The organism is Oribacterium sp. P6A1, from assembly GCF_000702885.1.
Classification (GTDB): domain Bacteria; phylum Bacillota; class Clostridia; order Lachnospirales; family Lachnospiraceae; genus Oribacterium.
Genome location: NZ_JNKO01000014.1, coordinates 39,168 through 63,672, shown reverse-complemented (window position 1 = coordinate 63,672; position 24,505 = coordinate 39,168). Strand labels below are relative to the sequence as shown.

Below are 24,505 nucleotides of genomic sequence, written 5' to 3'. Positions count from 1 at the left end.
AAAAGTCAAGAGCTACATCTGATGAAATATACGCGGGTTTTACGAGCAAGAGGATTCGAATTCTTAGCTCATAAAATCAAAAATGCTCATCTGATTCGACTCCGGAATATCTCCAAGAAGTCCAAGCTCACTGAACTTATCCACGAAGCCCTTAGGACAGTGGGTACGGTTAATGAAATCGTCCTTACTGAGATATTTGACTCCGCTCTTACCGCCATCCTCGATGCCCTGGGCAACGGCCTCTCCGAGACCTGCCATGGAGGTGAAACTCGGCATGATCTTTTTGTCAGGGGTGATGGTGAAGTCCTTGGCCTTTGCCTTATAAATGTCAAGAGGTGCAAATTCGATGCCTCTTGCATACATTTCCTCACAGATACGCATGTCACGGAGACACACTGCTTCCGTGTTGGTGGGCTTCGGAATATTCAGGTATTGATCGATGTAGTAACGAAGATTATCGATGCCTCCGCACATCTTGTCATAGTCGAAGCCGTCGGCACGGATACTGTAGTAGGCGGTGTAGTATTCGATGGGGTGGAACACCTTACACCAGGCAACTCGCCAGGCCATCATTACGTAAGCCGCGGCATGGGCCTTAGGGAACATGTACTTGATCTTTTTACATGCGTCAATGTACCACTGAGGTACGTCGTGATCCAGCATGTCCTGACACCAGCTGTCCTTAAGAGGCTTGTGTTTACGGGTGGCCTCCATGATACTGAAGGACTCTCCCGGATCCATGCCCTTATGCATAAGGTAAACCATGATATCATCTCGACAGCAGATGGCCTGCTGCAGAGTGGTTATGCCATCCTTGATGAGGTCCTGGGCATTGTTCAGGTACACGTCCGTACCATGTGAAAGACCCGAAATCCTGATAAGGTCGGAGAAGTACTTCGGCTTCGTATCCTCAACCATCTGCATGGCGAAGGAAGTTCCGAACTCCGGGATTCCGAGGCAGCCGAGCTTAACGCCGTGGATATCATCGGGGGTAATGCCGAGAACCTCCGTTGACTGGAAGAGGCTCATGACCTCCTTACAGTCAAGTGGGATATCCTTAACCGGGTCGATGCCGATGAGGTCCTGAAGACGTCGTATCATGGTAGGATCGTCGTGACCCAGGATATCAAGCTTCAGAAGGTTATGGTCGATCTTATGGTAATCAAAGTGGGTGGTTATGATAGGGCTCGCCATATCGTTTGCGGGGTGCTGTACCGGAGTGAAGGTGTTGATCTCCTCACCGTGAGGAAGAACGACGATTCCGCCGGGGTGCTGTCCCGTGGTTCGGCGAATGCCTACACAGCCCTGAACCAGTCTGTCGATCTCTGCGGTACGCTTTTCGACGCCGCGCTCCTCATAGTATTTCTTCACCATTCCGTAGGCAGTCTTGTCAGCCAGGGTACCGATGGTTCCGGCCTTGAAGGTGTGGCCTTCGCCGAAGATGACTCCGGTGTAGGCATGGGCCTTTGCCTGATATTCGCCCGAGAAGTTAAGGTCGATATCAGGCTCCTTGTCTCCCTTAAAACCAAGGAAGGTCTCGAATGGGATATCATAGCCCCAGCGGTTCAGCTCTGCTCCGCACTTCGGACACTTTTTAGGCGGCATATCACATCCTGCCATACCTGAGTACTGCTTTACTTCAGGTGAGTCAAAATCGTACCAGAAGCAGTCCGGGCAGACATAGTGTGGGCTCAGAGGATTAACCTCTGTGATATGGGACATGGTGGCTGCGAAGGATGAACCTACGGAACCACGGGAGCCAACCAGATAACCGTCCTCGTTTGACTTGTCTACAAGCTTCTGGGCGATGATGTACATAACGGAGTATCCGTTGGAAATGATTGAGTTAAGCTCCTTTTCCAGTCTGTCTGAAACGATCTTCGGCAGATTCGGTCCGTACATTCTGTGGGCAGTCTCATAACAGATCTCACGAAGTGTTTCATCGGAGTTTTCGATGACGGGAGGACACTTGTCGGGACGTACCGGCTTTATGGGGTCACACATGTCCGCTATCATGTTCGGATTGTCAATGACTACCTCTTTTGCTTTCTGGGGCTCCAGATAATCGAACTCCTGAAGCATTTCCTCTGTGGAACGGAAATAGAGCTTTGCATCACTCTCCTCCTCATCAAATCCGCGGACTGCCTGAATTATCTTTCTGTATATGTCATCATCCTCGTTAAGATAATGTGAATCACAGGTAGCGCAAACAGGCTTACCGAGCTGGTCAGCCAGAGATATGATCTTCAGGTTGTAGTCAATCAGATCCTGCCTTGTGGAAGCGGGGTATTTTTCAGAGCCAAGCATGAAACTGTTGTTTCCGAGAGGCTGTATCTCCAGATAGTCATAGAAGGAGGCTGTATTCAGGAGCTGTGTCTCATCCATACCACGAAGCATGCCCTGGAATACCTCGCCCTTAATGCAGGCGCTTCCGATAATCAGGCCTTCACGATGTTCTCTCAGCAGAGACTTCGGTATACGGGGCCATGACTTGAAGTAATTAAGGTGGCTCTCGGAAATAAGGCGGTACAGGTTTATACGTCCGATGTCATTCTTTGCAAGCAGGATAATGTGGTAGGTGGGCAGCTTCATGACATTTGCAGCATGGTCGAACTCCAGAGTATCTATCTCTGAAAGTCTGGTGCAGCCGCGCTGTCTCACCATCTCGATCTCCTTGATATAAATCTCTGCGGTGCAGCCTGCATCATCCACGGCTCTGTGATGATGTTCCAGGGAAACATTGAGCTCCTTGGCTACTGTATCCAGCTTGAAACGATTTAATTTCGGAAGGAGAAGACGGCTCAGGCTCACGGTGTCAATGATGGTCGGATCATAGCGGAGACCCAGGCGCTTGGCATTTTTCGCAATGAAGCCTGTATCGAAGGAGGCGTTGTGGGCAACAATCACGGCATCCCCGCACCACTCAAGGAATTTTGGCAGAACCACTTCGATGGGGTCTGCGCCTATGACCATGGAGTCATCGATGGAGGTGAGCTGGGTTATACGGAATGGAATGGGCACCTTCGGATTTACGAAAACGTCCATACGGTCCACTATTTCGTTATTCCTGAGCTTTACGGCACCGATTTCTATGATATGGTCGGTTTCCGCACTGAAGCCTGTGGTCTCGATATCGAAAACAACGGTCTCTGCGTCGAGATTCTGACCCTTTTCGTTCTGAACAATGATTTCCTGATCATCAACGAGATATCCTTCGCAGCCGTAGATAAGCTTAAAATCCTTATCGTGACCAATCTTTTTAAGGTGCAGGTTGGCGTCAGGGAAGGCCTGGACCACACCATGATCCGTGATGGCCATGGCCTTCATACCGAAAGAAATGGCTGTATTTATGTAATCTGTAACGTCAGAGACTGCGTCCATATCGGACATCTTTGTATGGAGGTGAAGCTCAACACGCTTTTCCGGTGAGTTATCGGTTCTCTTAGCACGGTTTATATCGTGCTTCAGGATTCCGTCGATGAAGCTCATTTCCACCTGCTTGTCGAAGGTATCGAAGGAAACGGAGCCCTTTATCATGAGGCCTGTTCCTGGCTTGATGAACTCGTTGGCCTGCTCCATATCATCGTCTTCAACGAAGATCTTGCAGGTGATGGAATCTGTGTAGTCTGTGATATCGAACTTCACGATATTCTTTCCTGTCTTTGTATGAACAGGATCGTGTACGAGGAAAATGTTTCCGGCGATGATGATATTGCCGGAGCCCGCATCGATATCCTTGAGAGGGACTGTTTCGCCTTCGAAGTATTTGCCGTAGAGAACCTCTGCGTTTTCAGACATCTTGAAGGCTCGTTTCTTCCTCTGGTACTGACCGGTTTCTCCGCCGAAACGGCTGCCTGTTCTGGCAGGCTGGGAGGCTCCTGTATTTTTGGAGGCATCGTTGTTCCGGGAGTTTGCATTAATACCTGCAAGGTCCGCAGCCATACGGGCATTCTGTTCCTCAAGGGCAGCGCGCTCTGCATCACTGTTGTTTCCATCGGGTGTATCCATTCCGGCAATGTCTCTGCCGGAGGCATTCATGAAGCCTTCGGTTTTTCTGAGTTCGGATCTTTGTCGTCTTGATTCGTCGGTGTCCCCTCTAAGCTCAGGCGGAATGTAGTTTCTGTCAAGTTCGGGAACAGCCTCACGCTTTTTCTCCTCATAGAGCATATTCAGATTAAACTCTATGGAGCAGCGATCCTCAAAAAGGCGCTTCATAACATGGAGAAGCTCCTTGCCGGCCTCCTGATAGAGGTGGGAATTGGGTACAGTAAGCTCAAGGGTATCATCGTCATGCCATGAGATTCTGCCCTTTGTCATCATATTGTAGAGTATGATATTGTAGTTCTTGAGTTCAATGAGGATGCTGTCCTTGTACATGTCATAAAGAGTTCTGGCATTGTACTGGGAACTTAAGTGGAAGCGCTCGGAGATCTTTACAGTGATCTGCTTTTTGCCGAAGATCTTTGTTTTTATGATCTGTTCAAGGCGAAAAATGACGCTTTTATCGATGAGATGAGGACTGAGAATATATATATGGATAAGCTTCCGGTCCTTTGTGATAGTGACACGGGTGACGAATGTGTCACGAAACAGACCCTCAAGCTCCGAATCGAGCTCAAGGGAGTCAAATACTTCAAAAAATTTCTTCATTTTTTTGGCGTACCGCCCTCGCATTCCGCGGTCTCTGCGGTACATCCCCTCTCTAAAATTGAATGGTTAATATGAATTATGCTTTTCGTGCAAGCACGAAATCATAATTCATATTGTTCCGCTGTAATTACATTTTTGCAATTTCTTCTCTCAGTGTGCTGAGAAGCTCTGCTTCAGGAACCTTTCGGATGATCTCGCCCTTTTTGATCAGGAGACCCTCTCCCTTTCCGCCGGCGATTCCGATGTCGGCTTCCCTGGCCTCTCCCGGTCCGTTGACCACGCAGCCCATAACAGCCACCTTCAGGTTCTTCTTATCATCGTACTCTTCCACAAGAGTCTGAACCTCGTTTGCAAGAGAGATAAGGTCAATGTTGGTTCTTCCGCAGGTCGGGCATGAAACAACTTCTATGCCGCCCTTTCTTAAACCGAGGGTACGGAGAATGAGCTTTGCCGACTTGATTTCCTCAACAGGATCGGCGCTTAATGAAACTCTGATGGTGTTTCCGATTCCCTGACCGAGGATGATACCGAGACCGATGGAGGACTTGATATTTCCTGACCATGCGGTACCGGATTCGGTGATACCTACATGAAGTGGGTGTCTGGTCTTCGGAGCTATAAGCTCATGAGCCTTTGCACACATAAGTACGTCTGAAGACTTGATGGAAATCACCAGATTGTCATAGCCCATGCTTTCTATGAGGGCTACCTTGTCAAGAGCGGAATCCACTATGCCTTCTGCTGTAACATGTCCGCCGTATTTCTCTATGAGATCCTTCTCAAGAGAACCTGAGTTGACACCAACGCGGATAGGGACACCGTGCTCCTTTGCACAGTCCACAACAGCCTGGATTTTTTCGTTTGAACCGATGTTTCCCGGATTGATACGGATCTTATCAGCTCCGTTCTCTATGGCAGCTATGGCCATCTTGTAGTCGAAATGGATATCCGCAACAAGAGGGATATGGATCTGTGACTTTATCTCCTTAAAAGCCTTTGCGGCTTCAGCGGTAGGAACCGTACAGCGGATAATCTGGCAGCCAGCCTTTTCAAGTCTCAGAATCTGCTCCACTGTGGCCTTTACATCCTCGGTCTTTGTATTGCACATAGACTGGATGGCGATGGGATTTTCACCGCCGATCTTAACGTTTCCGATGGAAACAACCTTTGTATTTTCTCTTGGTAACAATTTTTAACCTCCAAGTACAGACGCGTAGGCGCCTGAGAATATATTCCATATGTCATTTGACATAATAAGTGCCATGAGCACAAGCAGTGCCACCATCCAGGCCTGGTTTATGCGGTCTTCGATGGAAGGGTCAAGCTTTCTTCTTGAAAGCATCTCGAAAGTAATAAATATAAGCCTTCCGCCATCCAGTGCAGGTATGGGCAGCAGGTTCATGATTCCGAGGTTTGAGGAGATCATGACGAGAAGCTCCAGAAGCACCAGGAAAGCATTGAAAAAACCATATTTGGTTGAGCGCTCCACGGTGTTTCCCATGACAGTGACGGTTCCCACAGGTCCCATGACCTCATTCCGCTGAACCCTGCCTCTCGCGATGAGTCCGAGGCTCTGGATGACAATGTTTACATTATATCTTACTTCGTAAAATGTATCTGTTAAAAACTCATAAAGATTCCCGGCGGCAAATCTTCCTCCGTAGAAACTAATTCCCAGCATATACTTCTGTGATGCTTCATCAAAATGAGGCTTAAAGCTGATGGTCTTTTTCTCGCCGTTTCTTATGACAACCGCATCTAGGATTGTGGAGTCATCGAAATACTCGTTATTAACATAACTCCATATAAAAAGATCCCTGTAACCCGGGGTGAAGGACTGGCCTTTATCATGGAAACCTATGGATCTGAAAATATCTCCGTCCTCAAATCCGTTTTCCGATGCGATGTTTCCCTCAGAAGGAACGGATACGTACAAATTGTCATAGCCGCAGAAAAAAACGATGATTCCCGCAAGGATTGCGGCGAGGATAAAGTTGTTCAGAACACCGGCTATACAGATAAAGAATCTTTGATGGGCTGGTTTGTTCTGAAAATTATATTTCTCTATTTCTGATTTACGGAAGCGGACGCCGTCATAATCTATAAGGGGGTCCCCCTCAAGCTCGGAAAGCTCCTTTCCTTCAGCAGTAGAGAAATCGCCGGAGCCTGCGGAATCTTCCCCAAGCATGGCACAGCTTCCGCCTATGGGAAGCAGCTTCAGGGAATAACGGGTGTTTTTCCATACACGGCTCACTAATCGTGGGCCCATTCCGATTGAAAACTCAAGGACACCGACATGGCAGATTTTGGCTGCCAGAAAGTGTCCAAGCTCATGAAAGAATATTAAAAAACTTAATCCAAGTATGGCTACGATTATACTCAAATCACATCTCCTATTCTTATCGTACGATCTTTGAGTTGGTCTTTACATAGTTTCTCGCCCACTCCTCGATGGAGAGAATCTCTTCAAGGGTAGGTGACGGGATAATGTCTTTCTCGTGTGCGTCCATGGCTTCCTCAATAACATCCGCTATCTCAAGAAAATCTATGCGGTCTTCCAGGAACATGGCAACGGCTTCTTCATTTGCAGCATTATAGACAGTAGGCATGGAGCCACCTAATCTTCCTGCACGATAACCAAGGGCGAGACCCTTGAAGGTCTCCATATCGGGATCCTCGAATGTAAGTTTTGCAAGTTCTGCAAGATCAAGTCTTCTGTCCTCAGGAAGGGGATGACGGTCAGGGGCATAAAGCGCATATTCTATAGGAATTCTCATATCAGGAAGACCAAGCTGTGCCTTAACGGAACCGTCAACATACTGAACAGCTGAGTGAACGATGGACTGAGGCTGGACAACCACCTTTATCATGTCCACGGGAACATCAAAGAGCCAGTGAGCTTCCAGTACCTCGAGACCTTTGTTGACCATGGTGGAGGAATCTATGGTTATCTTTCTGCCCATTGCCCAGTTTGGATGCTTCAGAGCATCCTCCTTGGTCTTGCCCCGGAGTTCTTCTCGCTTCTTTCCTCTGAAAGGACCTCCTGAAGCAGTAAGCAGAATCTTTTCTATACGGTTATGAGGTTCTCCCGTAAGTGACTGCCATATGGCGCTGTGCTCGGAATCAATGGGTTTTATCTCTATACCGCACTCCGAAGCCAGAGGCATGATGATATGTCCTGCACATACAAGAGTTTCTTTGTTGGCAAGAGCAACTCTCTTCTTTGCCTTAAGAGCAGCAATGGTAGGTCTGGTACCTATCATTCCCACTACGGAAACAACCACCTCATCACAGCTATCCATGGTGGCGATCTCTATGAGACCATCCATACCGGAAAGGACTTTTACCGGAAGGCCGAAGGCTTTAAATGCCTCTGCCTTTTTCTCGTCGTAGATACAAACTGCTTCGGGATGAAGCTTTTCCACCTGCTCCTTAAGCTTATCTACAGAGCCGTAAACGGCAAGACCGGTGACTTTTATTTCAGGATCGTCCTTGATGACATCGATGGTCTGTGTACCGATGGAACCGGTGGATCCGAGTATGACTAAATTTCTCATTATTATAGAACTCCATTTCACTTTAATTAAGATGATATATTGAAGAAGGATAAGGCAAAGAACACTGCCGGGGCGGTGAAGATCAGAGAATCAAATCTGTCCATGATTCCTCCGTGGCCCGGAATCAGAGTTCCGTAATCCTTAACCGAATAATCTCTTTTAATTCCTGAAGCTGTCAGATCACCCACCATGGAAATAAGAGCGCCTATGCCGCAGGCTATGGCACAGGTGGCTCCCGGATTCAGGATAAAGGCGAAACGGTTCCTGAATATGGTGGCGTATACGAAACCTAAAAGTGCGGCTCCAAGTATTCCGCCCACAGCACCCTCAATGGTCTTTTTAGGACTGAGGATAGGGGTCATCTTATGTTTACCGAAGAGCATTCCGGCACAGTAGGCGCAGGTATCCGAACCCCAGCTGGCAAGGAAAATAAGCCAGACCAGATAAGCTCCGTCGGGCATGGCTCTTGTCTGATACAGGTAGCTCATCATGATACCGGCATAGCACACAGACATGAAGGCCTTTGCCACTGCTGATATCTTATAGGTGGGATATGAAATCACGTAAAAAGCCATAAGAGCCATAAGGCTTAAGACCACCATAAGAGTGAAATATTCGTTTTTGTTGAACCAGACTATCACATAGTAGGATATGGTTGTTAAGTAGCCCACCAGTCCCAGGGAGCGTTTTTCGATCCCGAATACTCTGTAGAGCTCAAAAAGCCCTATCATGGAAATGATGAATGTGAGAAGAAAAAGAGGAAGTCCACCCAAAGGAACTATCACCACGGCACAAAGAACCAGTATGATTCCGCTGATGAGACGTGTGATGAAGGAGCTCATTTTTTTCTCATTATGATCTTTTTTCAAATTTTCATCCATGTTATCTCTAAACTTTCATTGGCAGAAATACAATACATAATATTACGTGAGTGACATGCACCGTCTTCTGCTATATTTTTTCATACTAAAGACAGGCTTCTTTTCCTGTGTGAAAGAAGCCTGTGCCAAAAATTATTTTTTTAATCTGCCGCCGAAACGACGTTCACGGCCGTTGAAATCGTCAATGGCCTTAAGCAGTTCTGCCTTGTTGAAATCAGGCCAAAGTACAGGCGTGATATAGTACTCTGTGTATGCGCTCTGCCAGAGAAGATAATTGGAAATACGGAATTCCCCGGAGGTTCGTATAACGAGATCCGGATCAGGCATACCTGCAGTATCGAGATAGCCGGCAAATTCCTGCTCGGTAAGAGCTTCGATCTCTTCTTCTGATTTTCCGGATTTGAGAGCCTCTATAGTATACTTTCTTATGGCTCTGACTATTTCGTCTCTTGAACCGTAGTTCACAGCAAAGACAAATGTCATTCCGGTATTGTCCCTGGTTTCGTTTTCCAGTCTGGTTATACCTTCCTGGATATCGGGGGCAAATCTGCTTTTTTCACCAATCATACGAAGGCGCACATTGTGCTCATTGGCAACCTTAACAAGCTTTACCATATAAAAACGGAAAAGCTTCATGAGGGCTCCGACCTCTTCTTCGGATCGCTTCCAGTTTTCGGTGGAAAATCCGTATACCGTGAGGTACTTTACGCCGAGCTTTGCACAGTCACCGATAATGGTTTCGAGGGTTTCACAGCCCTGTTTGTGTCCCATGGCTCTCGGAAGTCCCCTGCGCTGTGCCCATCTTCCGTTGCCATCAAGAATGATGGCAATGTGGTCAGGAATAGAGCGTCCTTCGTTATCTATAATATCATTAACATTTTCCATATCAGACTGTCATGAGTTCCTTGTTCTTGGCTTCAACAGACTTGTCAATCTTCTCACACATATGGTCTGTGAGCTCCTGAATATCCTTTGTTGCACGTGTAAGGTCATCCTCTGTCATCTCTGAAGACTTCTCAAGCTTCTTGGCAAGGTCCATGGCATCACGGCGGATATTACGGATGGCAATCTTGGCTTCCTCGCCCTTCTTCTTAACGTCCTTTGTGAGCTCCTTACGTCTCTCCTCAGTGAGCTCAGGGAATACAAGGCGGATAACTGTACCGTCGTTTGTAGGGTTGATGCCGAGCTCTGACATATTGATAGCCTTCTCGATCTCCTTCAGTAATGTCTTGTCCCATGGCTGGATCTGAATAAGACGTGCCTCAGGAACGGAAACGTTACCAACCTGCTGAATAGGTGTAGGTGTTCCGTAGTAATCTACCATGATACGGTCAAGAACATGGGGGTTCGCACGGCCTGCACGAATGGTAGCGAGCTCTGACATGAGATTGTCGTGAGTCTTGTGCATCTTTTCGATGTAGATAGTAAATTGATCATCCATAATTATTCCTCCTAAACCCGTTTAAGGGTAATGTCCTGGTTGAAAAACTCTGTGAGCCCGTATTTTGCGGGAATGACAGGTATATTAATATAATGCTTAACCCTTAGGCAGTCACTCTGGTTCCGGTGATCTGACCCTTTAATGCATTTGAAATGCCGTGCTTCTCATTAAGTGAGAAAATTGCGAGAGGCATGTGGTTCTCCATGCAGATAACAGAAGCTGCAAGGTCGATGACTCCGAGACGCTTGTCAACTACTTCCTGAATGGAAAGAGTATCATACTTCTTTGCATCAGGATTTATCTTAGGATCTGAATCGTAAACTCCGTCTATTGCCTTTGCAAGAAGGATCTCAGCGCATTCAAGCTCAACCGCGCGAAGTACAACGCCTGTATCGGTTGAGAAGTAAGGATGTCCGGTTCCTCCTGCACAGAATACAACAGTTCCCTCTGCCATAGCCTTAATAGCCTTATCTTTATTGAAAAGTTCTGCCATATCTCCAATCTCTATTGATGACATGACCATGGTCTTCATACCCTGGGTGCGGAATATCTCTGAGACATAGATACAGTTCATGACTGTAGCGAGGATTCCCACCTGATCTGCCTTATATCTGTCCACTGCCTCGGACTGGCGTCCTCTCCAGAAATTTCCCCCGCCTATAACGATGGCGATTTCCACACCTTCGTCTACAGCAGATTTAACTTCCTGAGCTACTTCTCTTATGGTGTCATCGTCAAAACCGAAGTGCTTTTCGCCGGCAAGTGCCTCACCGGAAAGCTTCAGCATAACTCTGCGCTTATCTGACATAAATAATTCTCCGTTCTGCCGCTGAAATGCGGCATATAGTCATGAAGGAAATCCTTCACACTATCATAATGATTTAGATTATAAGTCGGCAACTGTAACAGCACCTACATTAAAAAATATTCTAGCATATTAAAATCACAGGGGCAACACCGGCACAGCGGGACATCCTGACTGTTGGTGCCAATATACAGAAAAGCCCGGCAGCAGAAAGTGCTGCGGGGCTTTTTGATAACTAAAAGAATATAAAATATATAAGATAACCGGTTTCAGTCACCCGTGAACCACTAAAAAAGCATCAGTTGTGGAAAAGCTTTGATGTCTGGTACTGAGGCTCGCAGGTAACATTAACACCCAGTTTCTTGAAAGTACGGGCATCTACTTCTGAAATGATAACCGAGCTGTGTACTTCACATCCCTTAAGCTTCTCAAGCTGCTGCATGGCCTTCTCGGCATTGTCATCTGTTGTGGCACATATGGTAAGAGCGATAAGTATCTCGTCAGTATGAAGGCGGGGGTTATGATTGCCAAGATGCTCTGTTTTCAGGTGCTGTATAGGCTCGATGATCTCTCTCGAAATGAGGTTCACTGAGTCTTCGATGCCTCCGAGAACCTTGAGGGCATTTAAAAGCATAGCCGAACATGCACCAAGAAGAGTTGAGGTCTTTCCTGTTACTACTGTTCCGTCTGAAAGCTCTATTGCGGCAGCAGGCTCCCCTGTGAGCTCGGCCTTCTGCTTTGCGGCAGCGATGACAGGTCTGTCATCCGGAGAGATATTGGCCTGCTCCATAAGAAGCTGTATCTTATCGATAACCTGCTGTGAACCGTCACCTTTTCTGTGATCGCAAAGGGCTGTGTAGTAGCGGCGGATGATCTCCTGACGTGATGCATAGCAGCAGTTATCATCATCCACGATACCGTAGCCTGCCATGTTTACGCCCATGTCTGTAGGTGACTTGTAAGGAGACTCACCGTAGATGCGCTGGAACATGGCATTGAGCACAGGGAATACCTCTACGTCGCGGTTATAGTTTACAGTTGTCTTGCCGTAGGCCTCCAGATGGTAAGGGTCGATCATGTTTACATCGTTAAGGTCTGCAGTGGCGGCCTCGTAAGCAAGGTTTACAGGATGTTTAAGAGGTATATTCCAGATTGGGAATGTCTCGAATTTCGCATATCCTGCCTTTACACCATGCTTGTTCTCCTGGTAGAGCTGTGAAAGACATACAGCCATCTTTCCTGATCCGGGACCAGGAGCGGTAACTACAACAAGGGAATGGGTGGTCTGGATGTATTCGTTCTTTCCGAAGCCCTCGTCGCTGATGATGAGAGGAAGGTTTCCCGGATATCCCTGGATAGGATAATGACGATATACCTTTACTCCGAGGCTTTCAAGCTTCTTCTGGTATGCAATGGCACTTTCCTGGCCGTCGAATCTTGTGAGTACTACAGAACCTACGAAAAGACCGTAGCTTCTGAAAGCGTCGATGAGACGAAGAACATCCATATCATAGGTGATGCCCAGGTCTCCTCTTACCTTGTTTTTTTCTATATCACCGGCATTGATAACGACAACGATCTCAACATCCTCTTTTAACTGAGTGAGCATGCGGATCTTACTGTCAGGCTGGAATCCGGGCAGAACTCTTGATGCGTGATAATCATCGAAAAGCTTGCCTCCGAATTCAAGATACAATTTGCCTCCGAACTTTGAAATACGCTCTCTGATATGCTCAGATTGCATCTTCAGATACTTGTCATTGTCAAAACCTTTTTTAAACATATATGTGTACTCCCTTAAAAATCGAAGGAATCCTTAGGGATTCCCATGAACCGCTCACAGCCGCTCTGCTGCCACCGGTCCCGGACCGGTGGCAGCAATGTATGTCTGTATGTTTCATGCATAATCTAAAAAAGTATAGTTTTACTTATATTAGATGTCAACTTTAGATTACTTCATCTTATATGTCGTTTGTTTATGTACCAAAAATAATAGATCATAAACATTATTGAAGTGGTTATCCATGTAAGGGGATAGCTGGCCTCGATGGTTTCTATTCTGTGCCAGATGGGAACAGCTATCATTATCCAGGAGATACGGAGAACGCAAATGCCAAGCACTGATATAAGCATTGGCCTGAGACTGTCGCCCATTCCCCGGAGTGATCCTGAGAAAAGCTCAATGGCAGTATAGGTTATATAGAAAGGCGTAAGGTAATGAAGCATCACTTCTCCGACTTTCATTACGTTCTCATCAGTGGTGAACAGGTTGAAGGCAAGAGCTCCGTAGCGATAGAATATCACGGAAAATGCGATGGTAATGATTCCCATGATGACTGCGCTCTGACGTACACATTCACGGACACGCTTGTAAATTCGGGCTCCGTAATTCTGGCCAACGAAGGTGGTGACGCCTATTCCGAAGGAGCTTATGACCATCCAGTAGAGAGCGTCTATCTTTGCATAGGCTGCCCAGGCCGCGACAGCATCCGTGCCGAATTCGTTTATGGCTGTCTGGATGAAAACATTGGACAGGGAGTACATAAGAGACTGCACACCTGCCGGAATTCCTATTGACAATATACGCATGAGCTGGCGCTTTTTAAAACCAAGTTTTGACGGGATGAGTCTGTAGCTCTCTTTTACCCCCGAAAGTGTTATGATCACAAGAACCGCGCTTATGATCTGGCAAAGAACTGTGGCTATGGCAACTCCCACAACCCCAAGGTCAAGTTTCAATACGAAAACTATATCAAGAAGGATGTTGGTGACGCAGGATACTATAAGGAAATACAGAGGACGTTTGGAATCACCCACTGCGCGAAGTATGCCTGAGCCCATATTGTATATAAGATTCGGGATCATGCCGAGGGCATATATACGGAGGTAGGTTATGGTGAGGGAAAGGACATCCTCCGGTGTTTTCATCCATACAGTGAATACCGGCATCATGAAAAAACCGATGAAGGTGAGAATTATACCGCTTACGATGGAAAGCATGATGGCTGTATGTACCGATTTATGCACATCTTCTTCGTCCTTGGCGCCGAAATACTGTGCTACCACCACCCCTGCACCTGAGGATACCCCCACAAAGAAGCCCACGAAGACATTGACAAGGATGGCTGCGGTACCGCCTACTGCAGAAAGGGCCTCCTTTCCTACAAATCTTCCCACCACAACAGCATCCACTGTGTTGTAGAGCTGCTGGAAAAAGGTGCCCATAATTAAAGGCATGACATAAAAGATCAGAGACTTCCACATCACACCCTGGGTGATTGTATTGTAAACAGGTGCTGTTTCAGAAACAGCGTTTTTCTGGTCGTTGATATCGGGTCTATTGTTTTTCATGTAACGCACCTAACTGATATAAGGACCATTGCAGCCTGATGCTCTGAATGGTCCCATGTCAGTCTAAAATATGTATATCAGGCTTTTATCGCCCAACGTAGTTTTGTGGAGTGGGCACGGGGGTTGATAAAACACTCTTCCCTGCCCGGACGGATGACATCCCGTGAAATCTCACTGTATATGCCGGAACGTTTCATTTCCTTGAAGAACTGCTTCACCAGACGGTCCTCTCCGCTGTGGAATGTGAGAACCGCTATTCTTCCGCCGGAGTTCATACATTCAGGCACCTTGCTCAGGAAATCGTACAGAACCTCGAATTCGCTGTTCACTTCTATACGGAGTGCCTGAAAAACTCTCATACAGGACTTTTTCTGTGCTTCGGGCCTTTCCTTTTCAGGAAGGAAAGAAAGGGCTTTATTTATGATTTCACGAAGCTCTCCTGTGGTTTCGATCTTTGCGCCCTTATGATATGCCCTGACTATCTCCTTTGCGATTTTCTCTGCGTAAGGTTCGTCGGAGTTTTCGACAAAGATATTGACCATGGCATCATAATCCAGCTCTCTGAGACGTTCTGCCGCACTCTTTCCGCTTTCCGGATTCAGACGAAGATCCAAAGGCCCCTCGGTTTTGTAGCTGAATCCCCGGGAAGGATTGTCTATCTGCATGGAAGAAACCCCGAGATCCGCAAGAACGAAGTCGAACTTTTCTCCGTAATCTGCAACAGTATCAACATTTCGGAAATTGGTATGCTTTATGGTGAAAATGTCTTCGCCGTAGCCCTTATCCCTGAGACGTTTCTCTGTCTTTACAGATTCGATAGGGTCCACATCCGTTGCATAGAGATGGCCCCGACCCTCCAGCTTCTCCAGCATTTTCTCACTGTGACCGCCGTATCCGAGAGTGGCGTCCATACCTGTTTCTCCGGGCTGTATCTTAAGAACATCCAGAATCTCCGCAACCATAATGGGAATATGCATACCGGCAGGAGTCTTTCCCTTAGAGATGATCTTTTCAATGTCATCCTTGTACTTTTCCGGCTGGTGTTCCTTGTACTTGTCCTCGAATTTACGGGGATACTTTCCGCTGTAGCGTTTTCTTCTCTTGTGTACAGCGGGAGTCTCCCTGCTGTCTTCGGAACTGCTTATTTCTGTCGGAGTATCAGATACACTGATCTGATTGATTTCTTTGGTTGTTTTATCTGTCATAGTATATTATTTTACCGTTTTGATAAGTGATTTTAATGTTTCTTCATCAATTCCGCTCTGAGAATAGATAGAGTAGGCATTTTCTCCATCCTTCCAAAGGGCATCATATATCTTGCCCTGATCCAGAACGATACTGACTTCTTTGTCACCGATTTTTTGGGTTATTTTGGTTTTGTTTTCCATGGCGATGCCTGCTACATGGGAAAGAGAATCACTGTCGTTGCTTTTTCGGATGACTATATCGTTACCGTCTTCGGTTTTGTATGAGGCTTCAATAAGAGAGTCGGCAACGGCATTGAAATATGGTTTAACACCGGAAAGAGATTCCGGGAATGTGGCGCTGAAACCGGCCCTTTCCACAGCCTGTGTAAGGGACAGCATGGTGGATTCCGGATTTTCCAAAGCGTAATCTATAAGGTTTGATATGAGTTTCTTCTCCCTGGTTGTTACATCTATCTCTCCGCTTTTGAATCCCTCCGCAAGACCGGTGATGATCTGTTGTGCAAGATCCTCGGATGATACCGTTTCATGAGGCATCTTACGCTGTCCGCAGGATGTGATCATGATAAGCGTCATGGATAATAATATAAGATATGTACTTTTCCTGATTGATATGAACATACAGTGCCTCCCAACATTACAGATAACACTACATAATACTTAAAAAGCAAGGCCGCCTGAATCACACAGCCGGGACCTTAGGGAACAGGATGTCTTTCCTGAAGTCTAACACAGGTTCTTGATTTTAGCTACGTTACCGTCATCATGTTCTACCTGCTTGGAGAAGAGATGGGAAACGTATATCATATCTGAGACATCAACACTTCCCTTTATGAGCCACTCTGCAAACAGCATGAATTGTATCAGGGTAAGGCTTCGGTGCAATAGACAGAGTTCATGCTCTATGTCTCCGTCTATGCAGGTGTCTATAAAATATCTGAATATGAAGTAAACCGCGGTTTTTGACATCCAAAGGTCCAGGTGGTCAGCATTATCCGCTGCAAATGTCTCCATTTTTGAAAGCTCTTCAGGTGAACCGGCGAGTTTCCTGTAAAAGTCGAGTTTTTCTGTCCATTCCGGACTTATGGAATCCATGGATGAAAGGAGCAGACTAAGGTCGTTAAAGTCCTCTTTCAGGAAGGCTCTCGTGCTGTCCTTCAAAGAAGGATCTTCTCCCTGAGCTTCTGATACAAGTGCACGTACAGTATCCATCTTTTGCGGAAAACTGTCGGTACTGTCCTGCATAACCGAGATGCACTGATTTCTCAGAGCCAGAACCTCTATGAGGGTTCCCTGTTCCTCCGGGGAAAGCACTTCTCCCTCAACGTCATTTTCTGAACGGATATAAGTGATTTTATCCGTTTCCGTATAGAAAATACGGCCAAGCTCCATACAGCTTAAGCTCATATCCATCTGTTCATAGTTTCCGATATCCATAAAATAGCGCGGATACTCTGTGCAGGTCTGGCAAAGACTTTCTTCGCCGATATTGGAGTATATATCACAAAGGTTTTTGTCGTTCAGAAATGGACATCGACGCTTTTCGGTCAGAGGGAAATAGCACTCCCCCTCATCTTCGCATATATGTTTGCGCAACCTTTCGCCGAATTCCCCGGTAACGGATTTATAATATTCTGCCGAATCAGGGTCGACGTCTACCTCCCAGCCGGCGCAGCAGGTGTCGGGGCAGGCTCCGCCTATACAGCGGAAACGTTCAAAGTATTCAGGGTATTCAAGTATCATTTATTATCTCCATAGCATGGACCGTTATACAAGGTCGCAGTTAGCCATGAGATTTCTTACTGCGGCTCTGTATTCGGCAAGGCTCTTTGCTTTTCTTATGTCTTTCATATATCTTTCGGAGCCGGAAAAAGACTTGCTGAGCCAGTTCCAGTATTCCTTTACCTTAAATAAAAGGTTTTTATCACTGCCCATTTCGGGAATATAGTTATCTATAAGTGTTTCATGAAAATGCTTTATCTCCGGAAGTGTGGCTCTTTCGCCGCCGTTTATCTCCCGGACAAGAGACGGATTCATCAAAAGACCACGGCCTATCATCACGGTATCTATTCCGGGGAATAGTCTGACTATTTTTTCAAAATCCTCTTTACTGTATATATCTCCGTTATACACCAAATGATGCTTACATGCTTCAACAAAATTTCCGAAAACATCAAGATGTATTTCGCCCCGGTAAAATTCTTTCTGAACCCTTCCGTGAACGATGACTTCGCTTATGGGATAGCGATTATAAATGGTGATGATGTCTTCGGCTTCGGAAGTATCATGAAGCCCTATTCTTGTTTTAACTGAGATTCTGACAGAAGGAGAAGCGGCAGATGCTTCGGAAGAATCTGAGAGGTAATTTATCCCCTTTTTCTGAAGAAGTTCAAAGCTCTCTTCAAAAAATTCATCAAGTCTGTCAGGATATCTCAGCATTCCTGAGCCCTTTCCCTTGGCAACAACCGTGCCTGAGGGACATCCCACATTGAGATTCACTTCCCTGTAACCCAGACTTATCATCTCTTCTATGGCCCATACGAACATTTCCGCATTGTTGGTGATTATCTGCGGAACCAGATCCGGAACCCGGTTGTTTTCGGGGGCGGTGTCCCTTATCTCCCTCGTTGTAAAGGAAAAAGTATCATTGGCAGACAAAAAAGGGGTATAGAAACGGTCTATCCCCGGAAAACATTGTTGGAAGGCATTACGGAACGGATATCCGGTAATGCCTTCCATTGGTGCAAAACAAAATTTCATTTTTTATTTAAATAATCCTTTAATTCGGAAAGAAGGGAAAGAGCTGTGGATCTTCCAAGCTTGTATACCCTCTCCAGCTCATTTCGGTCATGCTCCACCCTTTTTATGCCCAAAGGCTCGGGAGGACGGATGACGAAAACTTCACCGGCCGCTTCTTTCTTTTTTATATAGTCAATTTGAGCATTGTACATTATATGTCGCCTGGACATGGCTGTATAGATGGCCGGCTGTTTTTTTAGTAATAATTTAGTTAAAAATCCAGCCGGAAGTGCACTTTTAACGTAACTTGCATCCTGAGTAAGAATGACTACATTCCGGTTATAGCCTATATGCTCGAAAAACTCGAGAGGAACGGAGTTTGAAATTCCACCGTCCAGAAGCTCGTATCCGTCGACGGAAACAGGCTTGGAAACAAGAGGCATGGAGGCACTTGCCCGCAGCCATTCAAGTTCGTTGTCACCCCGTTTTTTCATTTCATGATAAACAGGTTTTCCTGTGTTTACGTCTGTGGCTACGAGATAGAATTTCATAGGATTACTGAGGAATGTGTCCCAATCAAAAGGGAACAGTTCATTCGGCAAAGTATGGTAGCAAAACTCCGTATCATAGAGATCCCCTGACTTTATGAAGGATTCGAAGCTTCCGTAACGTTTGTCACCCGCATACTCAAGATTGTATCTGACGGTACGGCCGATCTGTTTCGATTTAAAGTTACAGCCGAAAGTTGCACCGGCGGAAACTCCCACCATGCCATCGAAGCTTATATCATTTTCCAGAAGTATATCCAGGACGCCGGCGGTGAAAAGTCCCCGCATGGCGCCTCCCTCACATATAAGTCCTGTTTTCTTCTCAGTTGTTTCCATTAAACTCCTTTATAAAGTTGATAAATTCCGCCTCCGGTAAAGGTTTGGAGAAATAAAAGCCCTGAAGGTGATCTACGCCCATTTCCGTAAGTTCATCTACCATTTCTTTAGTTTCGATTCCTTCGCACAGTATCTTATAATTCTGTTCCTTGAACATCTTTACGATATTTTTAAGCATGAGGTTTGAACCGTCAAAGTAGGCCCAGACCAGACTTTTGTCGATCTTTATGATTTCCAGAGGAAGCTGAAGGATAAGTGTCAGATTGGAGAATCCTGTTCCATAGTCATCCAGAGAAAATCTTACACCCATGTTGTATAGAATCTTCATCTGTTTTTTCAGTATGGAGATATCAGAGGTGGCGGTTTCCGTGATTTCAAGATTTACATTGTTGAGTTCAACCCTGTTTTCAAAAGCCAGATCAATGAAATCCTCGGCAAAGTTCAGATTGGTGAACTGGACCGGAGACAGATTGATTTCCATATATTTTATGTCTTTTAAATCCTTCTTATGGTCTCTCATGAAGGAAAGGGTCTTTATGAAGATCTGATTTCCCAGTTTTATGATGGAACCGTCCTGTTCGGCAGTGACTATAAATTCGTCAGGAGGTATATTTCCAAGCTTGTCATCATGAAGTCTGGCCAGGGCCTCTGCAGATACGATCTTATGACTCTTTGTATCATAAATCGGCTGATAATGCATCTGTATGGAGTTCCTGTCCACCGCCCGCTGAAGCGCCTGATGTATTTCGTTGTCCTTTTGCTGCTTTTCGAAAATCTCCGCCTCTATGATCTCATAGCGGGTTTCGTTGTGCATTGCCGCTAAAATCAAAGAGTTTCTTATTATGGAGATCAGATTCGGTGATTTATAGTTGCACAGGTCCCTGGGCAAATATGTAAAATATGCATTCAGACGAAGTTCACCTATGGATGTTGACCATGAATGTTCGAAGCGGTTTTTCAAAAGGTCCGTCGCATTATCGGGATCCACATCATCAGGGTCGATGAATGAAAAAACACCATCCTCAAGGTAGAATATCAAAGCATTTTTATAGTTTGACTTAAGCAGCAGAACTATCTGATGAAGTATATCATTCATAGTCTCTTCGCCGTAAGCATTGAGCAGAATGGGATAATGATCGATGGAAAAACTGAAAACCGAGAAGGACCGGTTTGTTTCGGAATAATCCGTTGTCAGATCCCTGAAAGCTTTTGAGTTAAAGCAGGAGGCCTTTACGCTGAGATAATACTCCGGATTCTGGAGTGACATGTACACTATCAACAGTCCAAAGGCTGCGAAACAGCTTATCAGAAGTGTTCCCTGAAAAACCGAGGCCTGAAGAAAGGTTCCCAGAATAAAAAGAGCATAAGAACAAAGAACAGCTATCATCTGTTCCGGAATGATCTCTCTGTGAAAATATGACAGGTATATTACAGATAAAATGATATAGAAATACAGGTACGGAACCAGTATGTAGTAGTATGCCCATTGCCTTTGATAGCCTGTTGCCCTTGTTACTTCGAACAGGGCATTTGTAAAAGGCGTGGAGATGATCAGGATACTTATGAGTATAAGGGGTATGGAGATGATCACCTTGCGTTTTGTTGAACTGAGCAGTGAGTGTTTGGAAATGGAAATAGTGTAGTTAAAGAAAAGATAATATTCCAGAGACAGCAGCAGGAAATAAACGATGTTTTCGCTGTAAAGAAACCACAAAGGATAATTCCCGAAATTAGCCGTAGTAACAGAAGCTATTATATCAAATACAATAACTGAGATTTCGCAGGCTATAGTGAGGTAAAAAAACCGGTTCCTTCGAAGCGGAAGATACTTCTCAGGGCGGTAGGCCATGAACAGAATTACTGTCATGGCCAAAGATACGATTTCATAATCGAGTTTCCAACTCATAATCGAAAACCCCCGCTAACTGATATGTCATCAGAAATTTGAAATATAGTCCTCATTAGGTACTATCATGATATAGCATCCGTCATGACACTTTTTAAGAAGTGTAAGCATATTGTCTTCTGTAACCGATACGCAGCCGGCAGAGCCCCATTCTGCAGGATTCTTGCAGTGAAGGAAGATCGCAGAACCTCGCTTGTAAACGGTCGGGTTTATATTGAAGCCGATTGCCATGGCGTATTTGTAACAGATAGTGTATTCGCTTAAGTGTTCACCGCCTACAGGTGTTGCACTTTCCACCCATGTGTTGTAGGTGGACTTTTCCCCTGACCAATAGGAGTTTTCGGTTATCTCTCTCCATGTCATGGCTGTTCCCGGATTGGAACCGAAGCCAAAGGCGTGAAGTATGGGAAATGAACCTACAGGTGTGGTCTGGTCTCCTTCTTTTCTTTCTGTATAAGCTTTGAGGCCATTACGTCCGTAACCACAGTAGACATCCATATCCTTGATCCAGCTTCCGTCAGACTGTCTGTTCCAGAGAGTCAGATTGTGATCGTTGACAAGAATGATCTGATCTGTGAGTTGAGCCGTCATGGTCTTCCCGAGCTTTTCAGCTATGGGGTCTGAGACCTTGTCGGCCTTGACATCAGAGTTGATGACCACTCTCTGGATGTCTGCCCCCGGTCCGAATTCCGCAAATGCGGAAAAAGCGCTGCAAAGAGCAAGGGTCAGGGCCATAATGATAATATGTAGTGATGATTTAAAATGTTTCATAGTGATCCTTTCAAATTACAGATTCACTTATATCTTAACATATATTCGGACGGATTATTTATATGACCGAATATCGTCATATTTTGGTAAGACGATTTAATAATAAATAATTACAGGAAGGCCTGCTTCAACGAGACTGTAGAGCTCTTTTGCCTTAGGGATGGGCATATTTACACAGCCGTGGGAACCGCTGTATCTGTAGATGGTTCCGCCGAAGGAACCTCTCCAGGAAGCGTCGTGGAAACCGCAGCCGTTGTAGAAAGGCATCCAGTAGGTAACCGGTGAGGCATAGTTCGCTCCGCGAAGTACAACATTTTTTGCTTTGTACATGATACTGAAAATACCTGTAGGTGTACCTCTTCCGAGACTCGTATTACCGGTTACGCAGTCAGAGGTGAAAATCACCTGTCCATCCTGAATGAAATAAACAGTCTGGTTGGTCATATCAACTTCGATATAGTTGTCACCGTATTCCTGACCTGAACGTGAATGACCTGTTGTAGTATAAACCGGCTCACGCTCTACCTTCTGTCCGGAAAGGATATCCTCTGTGAGCTGTTCGGCTTCCTTCTTCTTTGAAATATTGTAGCCGTAAGGACCCTTAACATTGATAGATCGTCCAGAAACGGTAGTGAAACCTCTTGAAGTATATGCGGTATCGGTAGCTGCCTTCAGCCCGGTCACATAATCATTGACCATCTTCTCGTCCAGAGACACAGTTCCGTCTTCTGCAGTAATGAGCCATGGGAAGTATGTATCGGAGTTCAATGTTATCTTTTGGTTTCCGAAGTCATAGGTTATGGAAGCCTGAAGAGCATCGTTAAGGGTTGAAGCTTCTTTGTTCAGAGAATCATTGTCTGAACGGATTGAAGCCTTCAGGTAACAATCGTTTGATGCAAGATCCAGAAAAACAGATCTGTCATAGATGGCATCCTTAATAAGCTGACTCACAGTGGCTGAATCCGGAGTATCTCCGTCCACCTCTTCTGCTATGGTATAGCCGGCTCCCGGTACATAGGCTGTAAGGAAAGCATCTGAAGGCTTAACTGTGGAACCTGCAGCCGGCAATATGGTGCTGTCAATGATGCTCTGAAGCTTTTCCTCGTCATAGGAAACCGATTCGGGAACTATGAAATAGTTTCCCGGATTCAGCATATAGTAAGGATAGATAAAAGGATTCTGCACACGTATGTCCGAAACGGCAAAATCTGCTTTAAGATCAATGTCTGAACCGCTTATGACACTCTCATTTCCATGTATATCTCTGACTGTGATCGCATAAGAGTCTCTCTCCATGTCAGACAGTCTTTGATTTAATTCGGTTCTCGGAACCATGGAAAAATCTGCTCCGTTTATTATGGTTCCGGGCATCATCTTGCCTCTCATAAATGTTGTGCTGGCAAGATAGCCCGCTGTGACTCCGATGGTAAGTCCCAATAGTATAGCTATACCTTTGCTTCTCATAATTACATCCCCTCTGGCAAAGTATTTAGTATCAGTTTTGTATTAATGTCATATCTTCATACGGCTGAAGCCTGTCAGTCGTAATCCACCTTCATGAGACATAGTCCCTGAGGTTCCGCCGTATATCCGGCATTCTGACGGTTTCTGCTTTCTATGGTTTCCTTCAGTGATTCCGGAGTGCGCTTCCCGAAGCCGACTTCAAGGAGAGTTCCGGTCATGATACGGACCTGATTCTGCAGAAAACCCGTTCCATGATAGTAGAATCTTATATATGGACCATTCTCTGTTATCTCAATATTATCGATGTTTCGAACAGTGGATTTCTTTATATGAGAATTGCCGCAGAAGCACTTGAAATCATGTTCTCCGACGATGTACCTGGCGGCTTTTCTCATTTCCTCTATATCCGGATGACGATCCAGAACAGTAACGTACTTTCTCTCAAATACAGGTTTCTGGTCACTGTACCAGCAGCTGTATCTGTATGTTTTGCCGCTTGCCTTGAAACGGCTGTGGAACTTGTCACCGCATAGTTTCAGCTCGTTAATGCTTATATCATCCGGCAGATACTTATTCATATATGCCCTGATCTCATCCTCTGTTTTTTCGGTATCAAGGATGACGTTGGCGGTCATGGCTCTTGCGTGGACACCTGCATCGGTGCGGCCGGCGCCTATAACCGTAATGGGAAATGAAGAAAAATCCTGAGCCTTATAGTTTTCACCGTAAACCATTCGGGTCAGAACCTGCTCGAGCTTCCCCTGTATGGTCAGTTCAGTATTGGGCTGATGTTCCCAGCCGTAATAGCGGGAGCCATCATAGCTTAGTATCATTTTATAATTATGTTTCAT

19 protein-coding genes are annotated in these 24,505 nt (G+C 45.7%); all 19 read right to left on the bottom strand.

From position 1 onward, the window contains the following. Positions 1-63: 63 nt before the first annotated feature. The 19 genes from T515_RS10545 to truA all read right to left on the bottom strand — a co-directional run bounded on the left by T515_RS10545 (position 64) and on the right by truA (position 24,505). A complete protein-coding gene (locus T515_RS10545; protein WP_036610795.1) occupies positions 64-4,650 on the bottom strand; it encodes a PolC-type DNA polymerase III in 4,587 nt (1,528 codons plus the stop codon). A gap of 127 nt (positions 4,651-4,777) precedes the next feature. Further along, a complete protein-coding gene (ispG, locus tag T515_RS10540; RefSeq protein WP_036610793.1) occupies positions 4,778-5,839 on the bottom strand; it encodes a flavodoxin-dependent (E)-4-hydroxy-3-methylbut-2-enyl-diphosphate synthase in 1,062 nt (353 codons plus the stop codon). Positions 5,840-5,842: 3 nt separating this feature from the next. Beyond that, positions 5,843-7,033: a M50 family metallopeptidase gene (locus T515_RS10535; RefSeq protein WP_036610789.1), complete on the bottom strand. Its 1,191-nt coding sequence runs from the start codon at positions 7,031-7,033 to the stop codon at positions 5,843-5,845. Between the two features lie 16 nt (positions 7,034-7,049). Next, on the bottom strand, positions 7,050-8,207 hold the full coding sequence (locus T515_RS10530; RefSeq protein WP_036610787.1) for a 1-deoxy-D-xylulose-5-phosphate reductoisomerase: 1,158 nt from the start codon (positions 8,205-8,207) through the stop codon (positions 7,050-7,052). A gap of 26 nt (positions 8,208-8,233) precedes the next feature. Then, positions 8,234-9,088, bottom strand: a complete 855-nt coding sequence (locus tag T515_RS10525) for a phosphatidate cytidylyltransferase (RefSeq protein WP_242839364.1) — start codon at positions 9,086-9,088, stop codon at positions 8,234-8,236. A gap of 132 nt (positions 9,089-9,220) precedes the next feature. Further along, positions 9,221-9,973, bottom strand: coding sequence for an isoprenyl transferase (locus tag T515_RS10520; protein ID WP_036610784.1), 753 nt, complete (start codon positions 9,971-9,973; stop codon positions 9,221-9,223). A gap of 1 nt (position 9,974) precedes the next feature. Next, positions 9,975-10,529 carry a ribosome recycling factor gene (frr, locus tag T515_RS10515; protein WP_036610781.1) on the bottom strand — a complete coding sequence of 185 codons (555 nt, stop codon included), beginning with the start codon at positions 10,527-10,529 and terminating at the stop codon, positions 9,975-9,977. A 103-nt stretch (positions 10,530-10,632) separates the two neighbouring features. Continuing rightward, positions 10,633-11,337 carry a UMP kinase gene (gene pyrH, locus T515_RS10510; protein WP_036610780.1) on the bottom strand — a complete coding sequence of 235 codons (705 nt, stop codon included), beginning with the start codon at positions 11,335-11,337 and terminating at the stop codon, positions 10,633-10,635. A gap of 295 nt (positions 11,338-11,632) precedes the next feature. Continuing rightward, a complete protein-coding gene (locus tag T515_RS10505) occupies positions 11,633-13,117 on the bottom strand; it encodes a DUF1846 domain-containing protein (RefSeq protein WP_036610779.1) in 1,485 nt (494 codons plus the stop codon). Between the two features lie 173 nt (positions 13,118-13,290). After that, on the bottom strand, positions 13,291-14,685 hold the full coding sequence (locus T515_RS10500; protein ID WP_036610776.1) for an MATE family efflux transporter: 1,395 nt from the start codon (positions 14,683-14,685) through the stop codon (positions 13,291-13,293). 77 nt (positions 14,686-14,762) lie between these two features. After that, positions 14,763-15,890 carry a 16S rRNA (cytosine(1402)-N(4))-methyltransferase RsmH gene (rsmH, locus tag T515_RS10495; protein WP_081832777.1) on the bottom strand — a complete coding sequence of 376 codons (1,128 nt, stop codon included), beginning with the start codon at positions 15,888-15,890 and terminating at the stop codon, positions 14,763-14,765. A gap of 6 nt (positions 15,891-15,896) precedes the next feature. Next, entirely contained in the window at positions 15,897-16,511 is a 615-nt protein-coding gene (locus T515_RS10490; RefSeq protein ID WP_036610773.1) for a DUF4367 domain-containing protein, read from the bottom strand. Positions 16,512-16,616: 105 nt separating this feature from the next. Next, the gene (fliB, locus tag T515_RS16685; RefSeq protein WP_051671646.1) at positions 16,617-17,633 is read right to left on the bottom strand and encodes a flagellin lysine-N-methylase; all 1,017 of its coding nucleotides are present in this window, start codon (positions 17,631-17,633) and stop codon (positions 16,617-16,619) included. Positions 17,634-17,657: 24 nt separating this feature from the next. Next, positions 17,658-18,650, bottom strand: coding sequence for a tRNA dihydrouridine synthase (locus T515_RS10480; protein ID WP_036610771.1), 993 nt, complete (start codon positions 18,648-18,650; stop codon positions 17,658-17,660). Next, a complete protein-coding gene (locus T515_RS10475) occupies positions 18,647-19,513 on the bottom strand; it encodes a patatin-like phospholipase family protein (RefSeq protein WP_036610769.1) in 867 nt (288 codons plus the stop codon). The genes T515_RS10480 and T515_RS10475 overlap by 4 nt, the downstream gene beginning before the upstream one ends. Beyond that, positions 19,500-21,419: an EAL domain-containing protein gene (locus T515_RS10470; RefSeq protein ID WP_036610766.1), complete on the bottom strand. Its 1,920-nt coding sequence runs from the start codon at positions 21,417-21,419 to the stop codon at positions 19,500-19,502. Before T515_RS10470 ends, T515_RS10475 begins: the two co-directional genes overlap by 14 nt. A gap of 30 nt (positions 21,420-21,449) precedes the next feature. Further along, entirely contained in the window at positions 21,450-22,190 is a 741-nt protein-coding gene (locus T515_RS10465) for a L,D-transpeptidase family protein (RefSeq protein ID WP_036610764.1), read from the bottom strand. 96 nt (positions 22,191-22,286) lie between these two features. Continuing rightward, positions 22,287-23,654 carry a L,D-transpeptidase family protein gene (locus tag T515_RS10460; RefSeq protein WP_051671643.1) on the bottom strand — a complete coding sequence of 456 codons (1,368 nt, stop codon included), beginning with the start codon at positions 23,652-23,654 and terminating at the stop codon, positions 22,287-22,289. A 74-nt stretch (positions 23,655-23,728) separates the two neighbouring features. Beyond that, complete coding sequence (gene truA, locus T515_RS10455) at positions 23,729-24,505, bottom strand: tRNA pseudouridine(38-40) synthase TruA (RefSeq protein WP_036610762.1); 777 nt, start codon at positions 24,503-24,505, stop codon at positions 23,729-23,731.

Coding starts and splice junctions, on each gene's coding strand:
- T515_RS10545 (WP_036610795.1), bottom strand. CDS start 4,650: ATGAAGAAATTTTTTGAAGTATTTGACTCCCTTGAGCTCGATTCGGAG.
- rsmH (WP_081832777.1), bottom strand. CDS start 15,890: ATGACAGATAAAACAACCAAAGAAATCAATCAGATCAGTGTATCTGAT.
- T515_RS10475 (WP_036610769.1), bottom strand. CDS start 19,513: ATGGAAACAACTGAGAAGAAAACAGGACTTATATGTGAGGGAGGCGCC.
- fliB (WP_051671646.1), bottom strand. CDS start 17,633: ATGATACTTGAATACCCTGAATACTTTGAACGTTTCCGCTGTATAGGC.
- T515_RS10490 (WP_036610773.1), bottom strand. CDS start 16,511: ATGTTCATATCAATCAGGAAAAGTACATATCTTATATTATTATCCATG.
- T515_RS10530 (WP_036610787.1), bottom strand. CDS start 8,207: ATGAGAAATTTAGTCATACTCGGATCCACCGGTTCCATCGGTACACAG.
- pyrH (WP_036610780.1), bottom strand. CDS start 11,337: ATGTCAGATAAGCGCAGAGTTATGCTGAAGCTTTCCGGTGAGGCACTT.
- T515_RS10480 (WP_036610771.1), bottom strand. CDS start 18,650: ATGAAATTTTGTTTTGCACCAATGGAAGGCATTACCGGATATCCGTTC.
- T515_RS10500 (WP_036610776.1), bottom strand. CDS start 14,685: ATGAAAAACAATAGACCCGATATCAACGACCAGAAAAACGCTGTTTCT.
- T515_RS10460 (WP_051671643.1), bottom strand. CDS start 23,654: ATGAGAAGCAAAGGTATAGCTATACTATTGGGACTTACCATCGGAGTC.
- T515_RS10525 (WP_242839364.1), bottom strand. CDS start 9,088: ATGGATGAAAATTTGAAAAAAGATCATAATGAGAAAAAAATGAGCTCC.
- truA (WP_036610762.1), bottom strand. CDS start 24,505: ATGAAACATAATTATAAAATGATACTAAGCTATGATGGCTCCCGCTAT.
- T515_RS10505 (WP_036610779.1), bottom strand. CDS start 13,117: ATGTTTAAAAAAGGTTTTGACAATGACAAGTATCTGAAGATGCAATCT.
- T515_RS10465 (WP_036610764.1), bottom strand. CDS start 22,190: ATGAAACATTTTAAATCATCACTACATATTATCATTATGGCCCTGACC.
- T515_RS10520 (WP_036610784.1), bottom strand. CDS start 9,973: ATGGAAAATGTTAATGATATTATAGATAACGAAGGACGCTCTATTCCT.
- frr (WP_036610781.1), bottom strand. CDS start 10,529: ATGGATGATCAATTTACTATCTACATCGAAAAGATGCACAAGACTCAC.
- T515_RS10470 (WP_036610766.1), bottom strand. CDS start 21,419: ATGAGTTGGAAACTCGATTATGAAATCGTATCTTTGGCCATGACAGTA.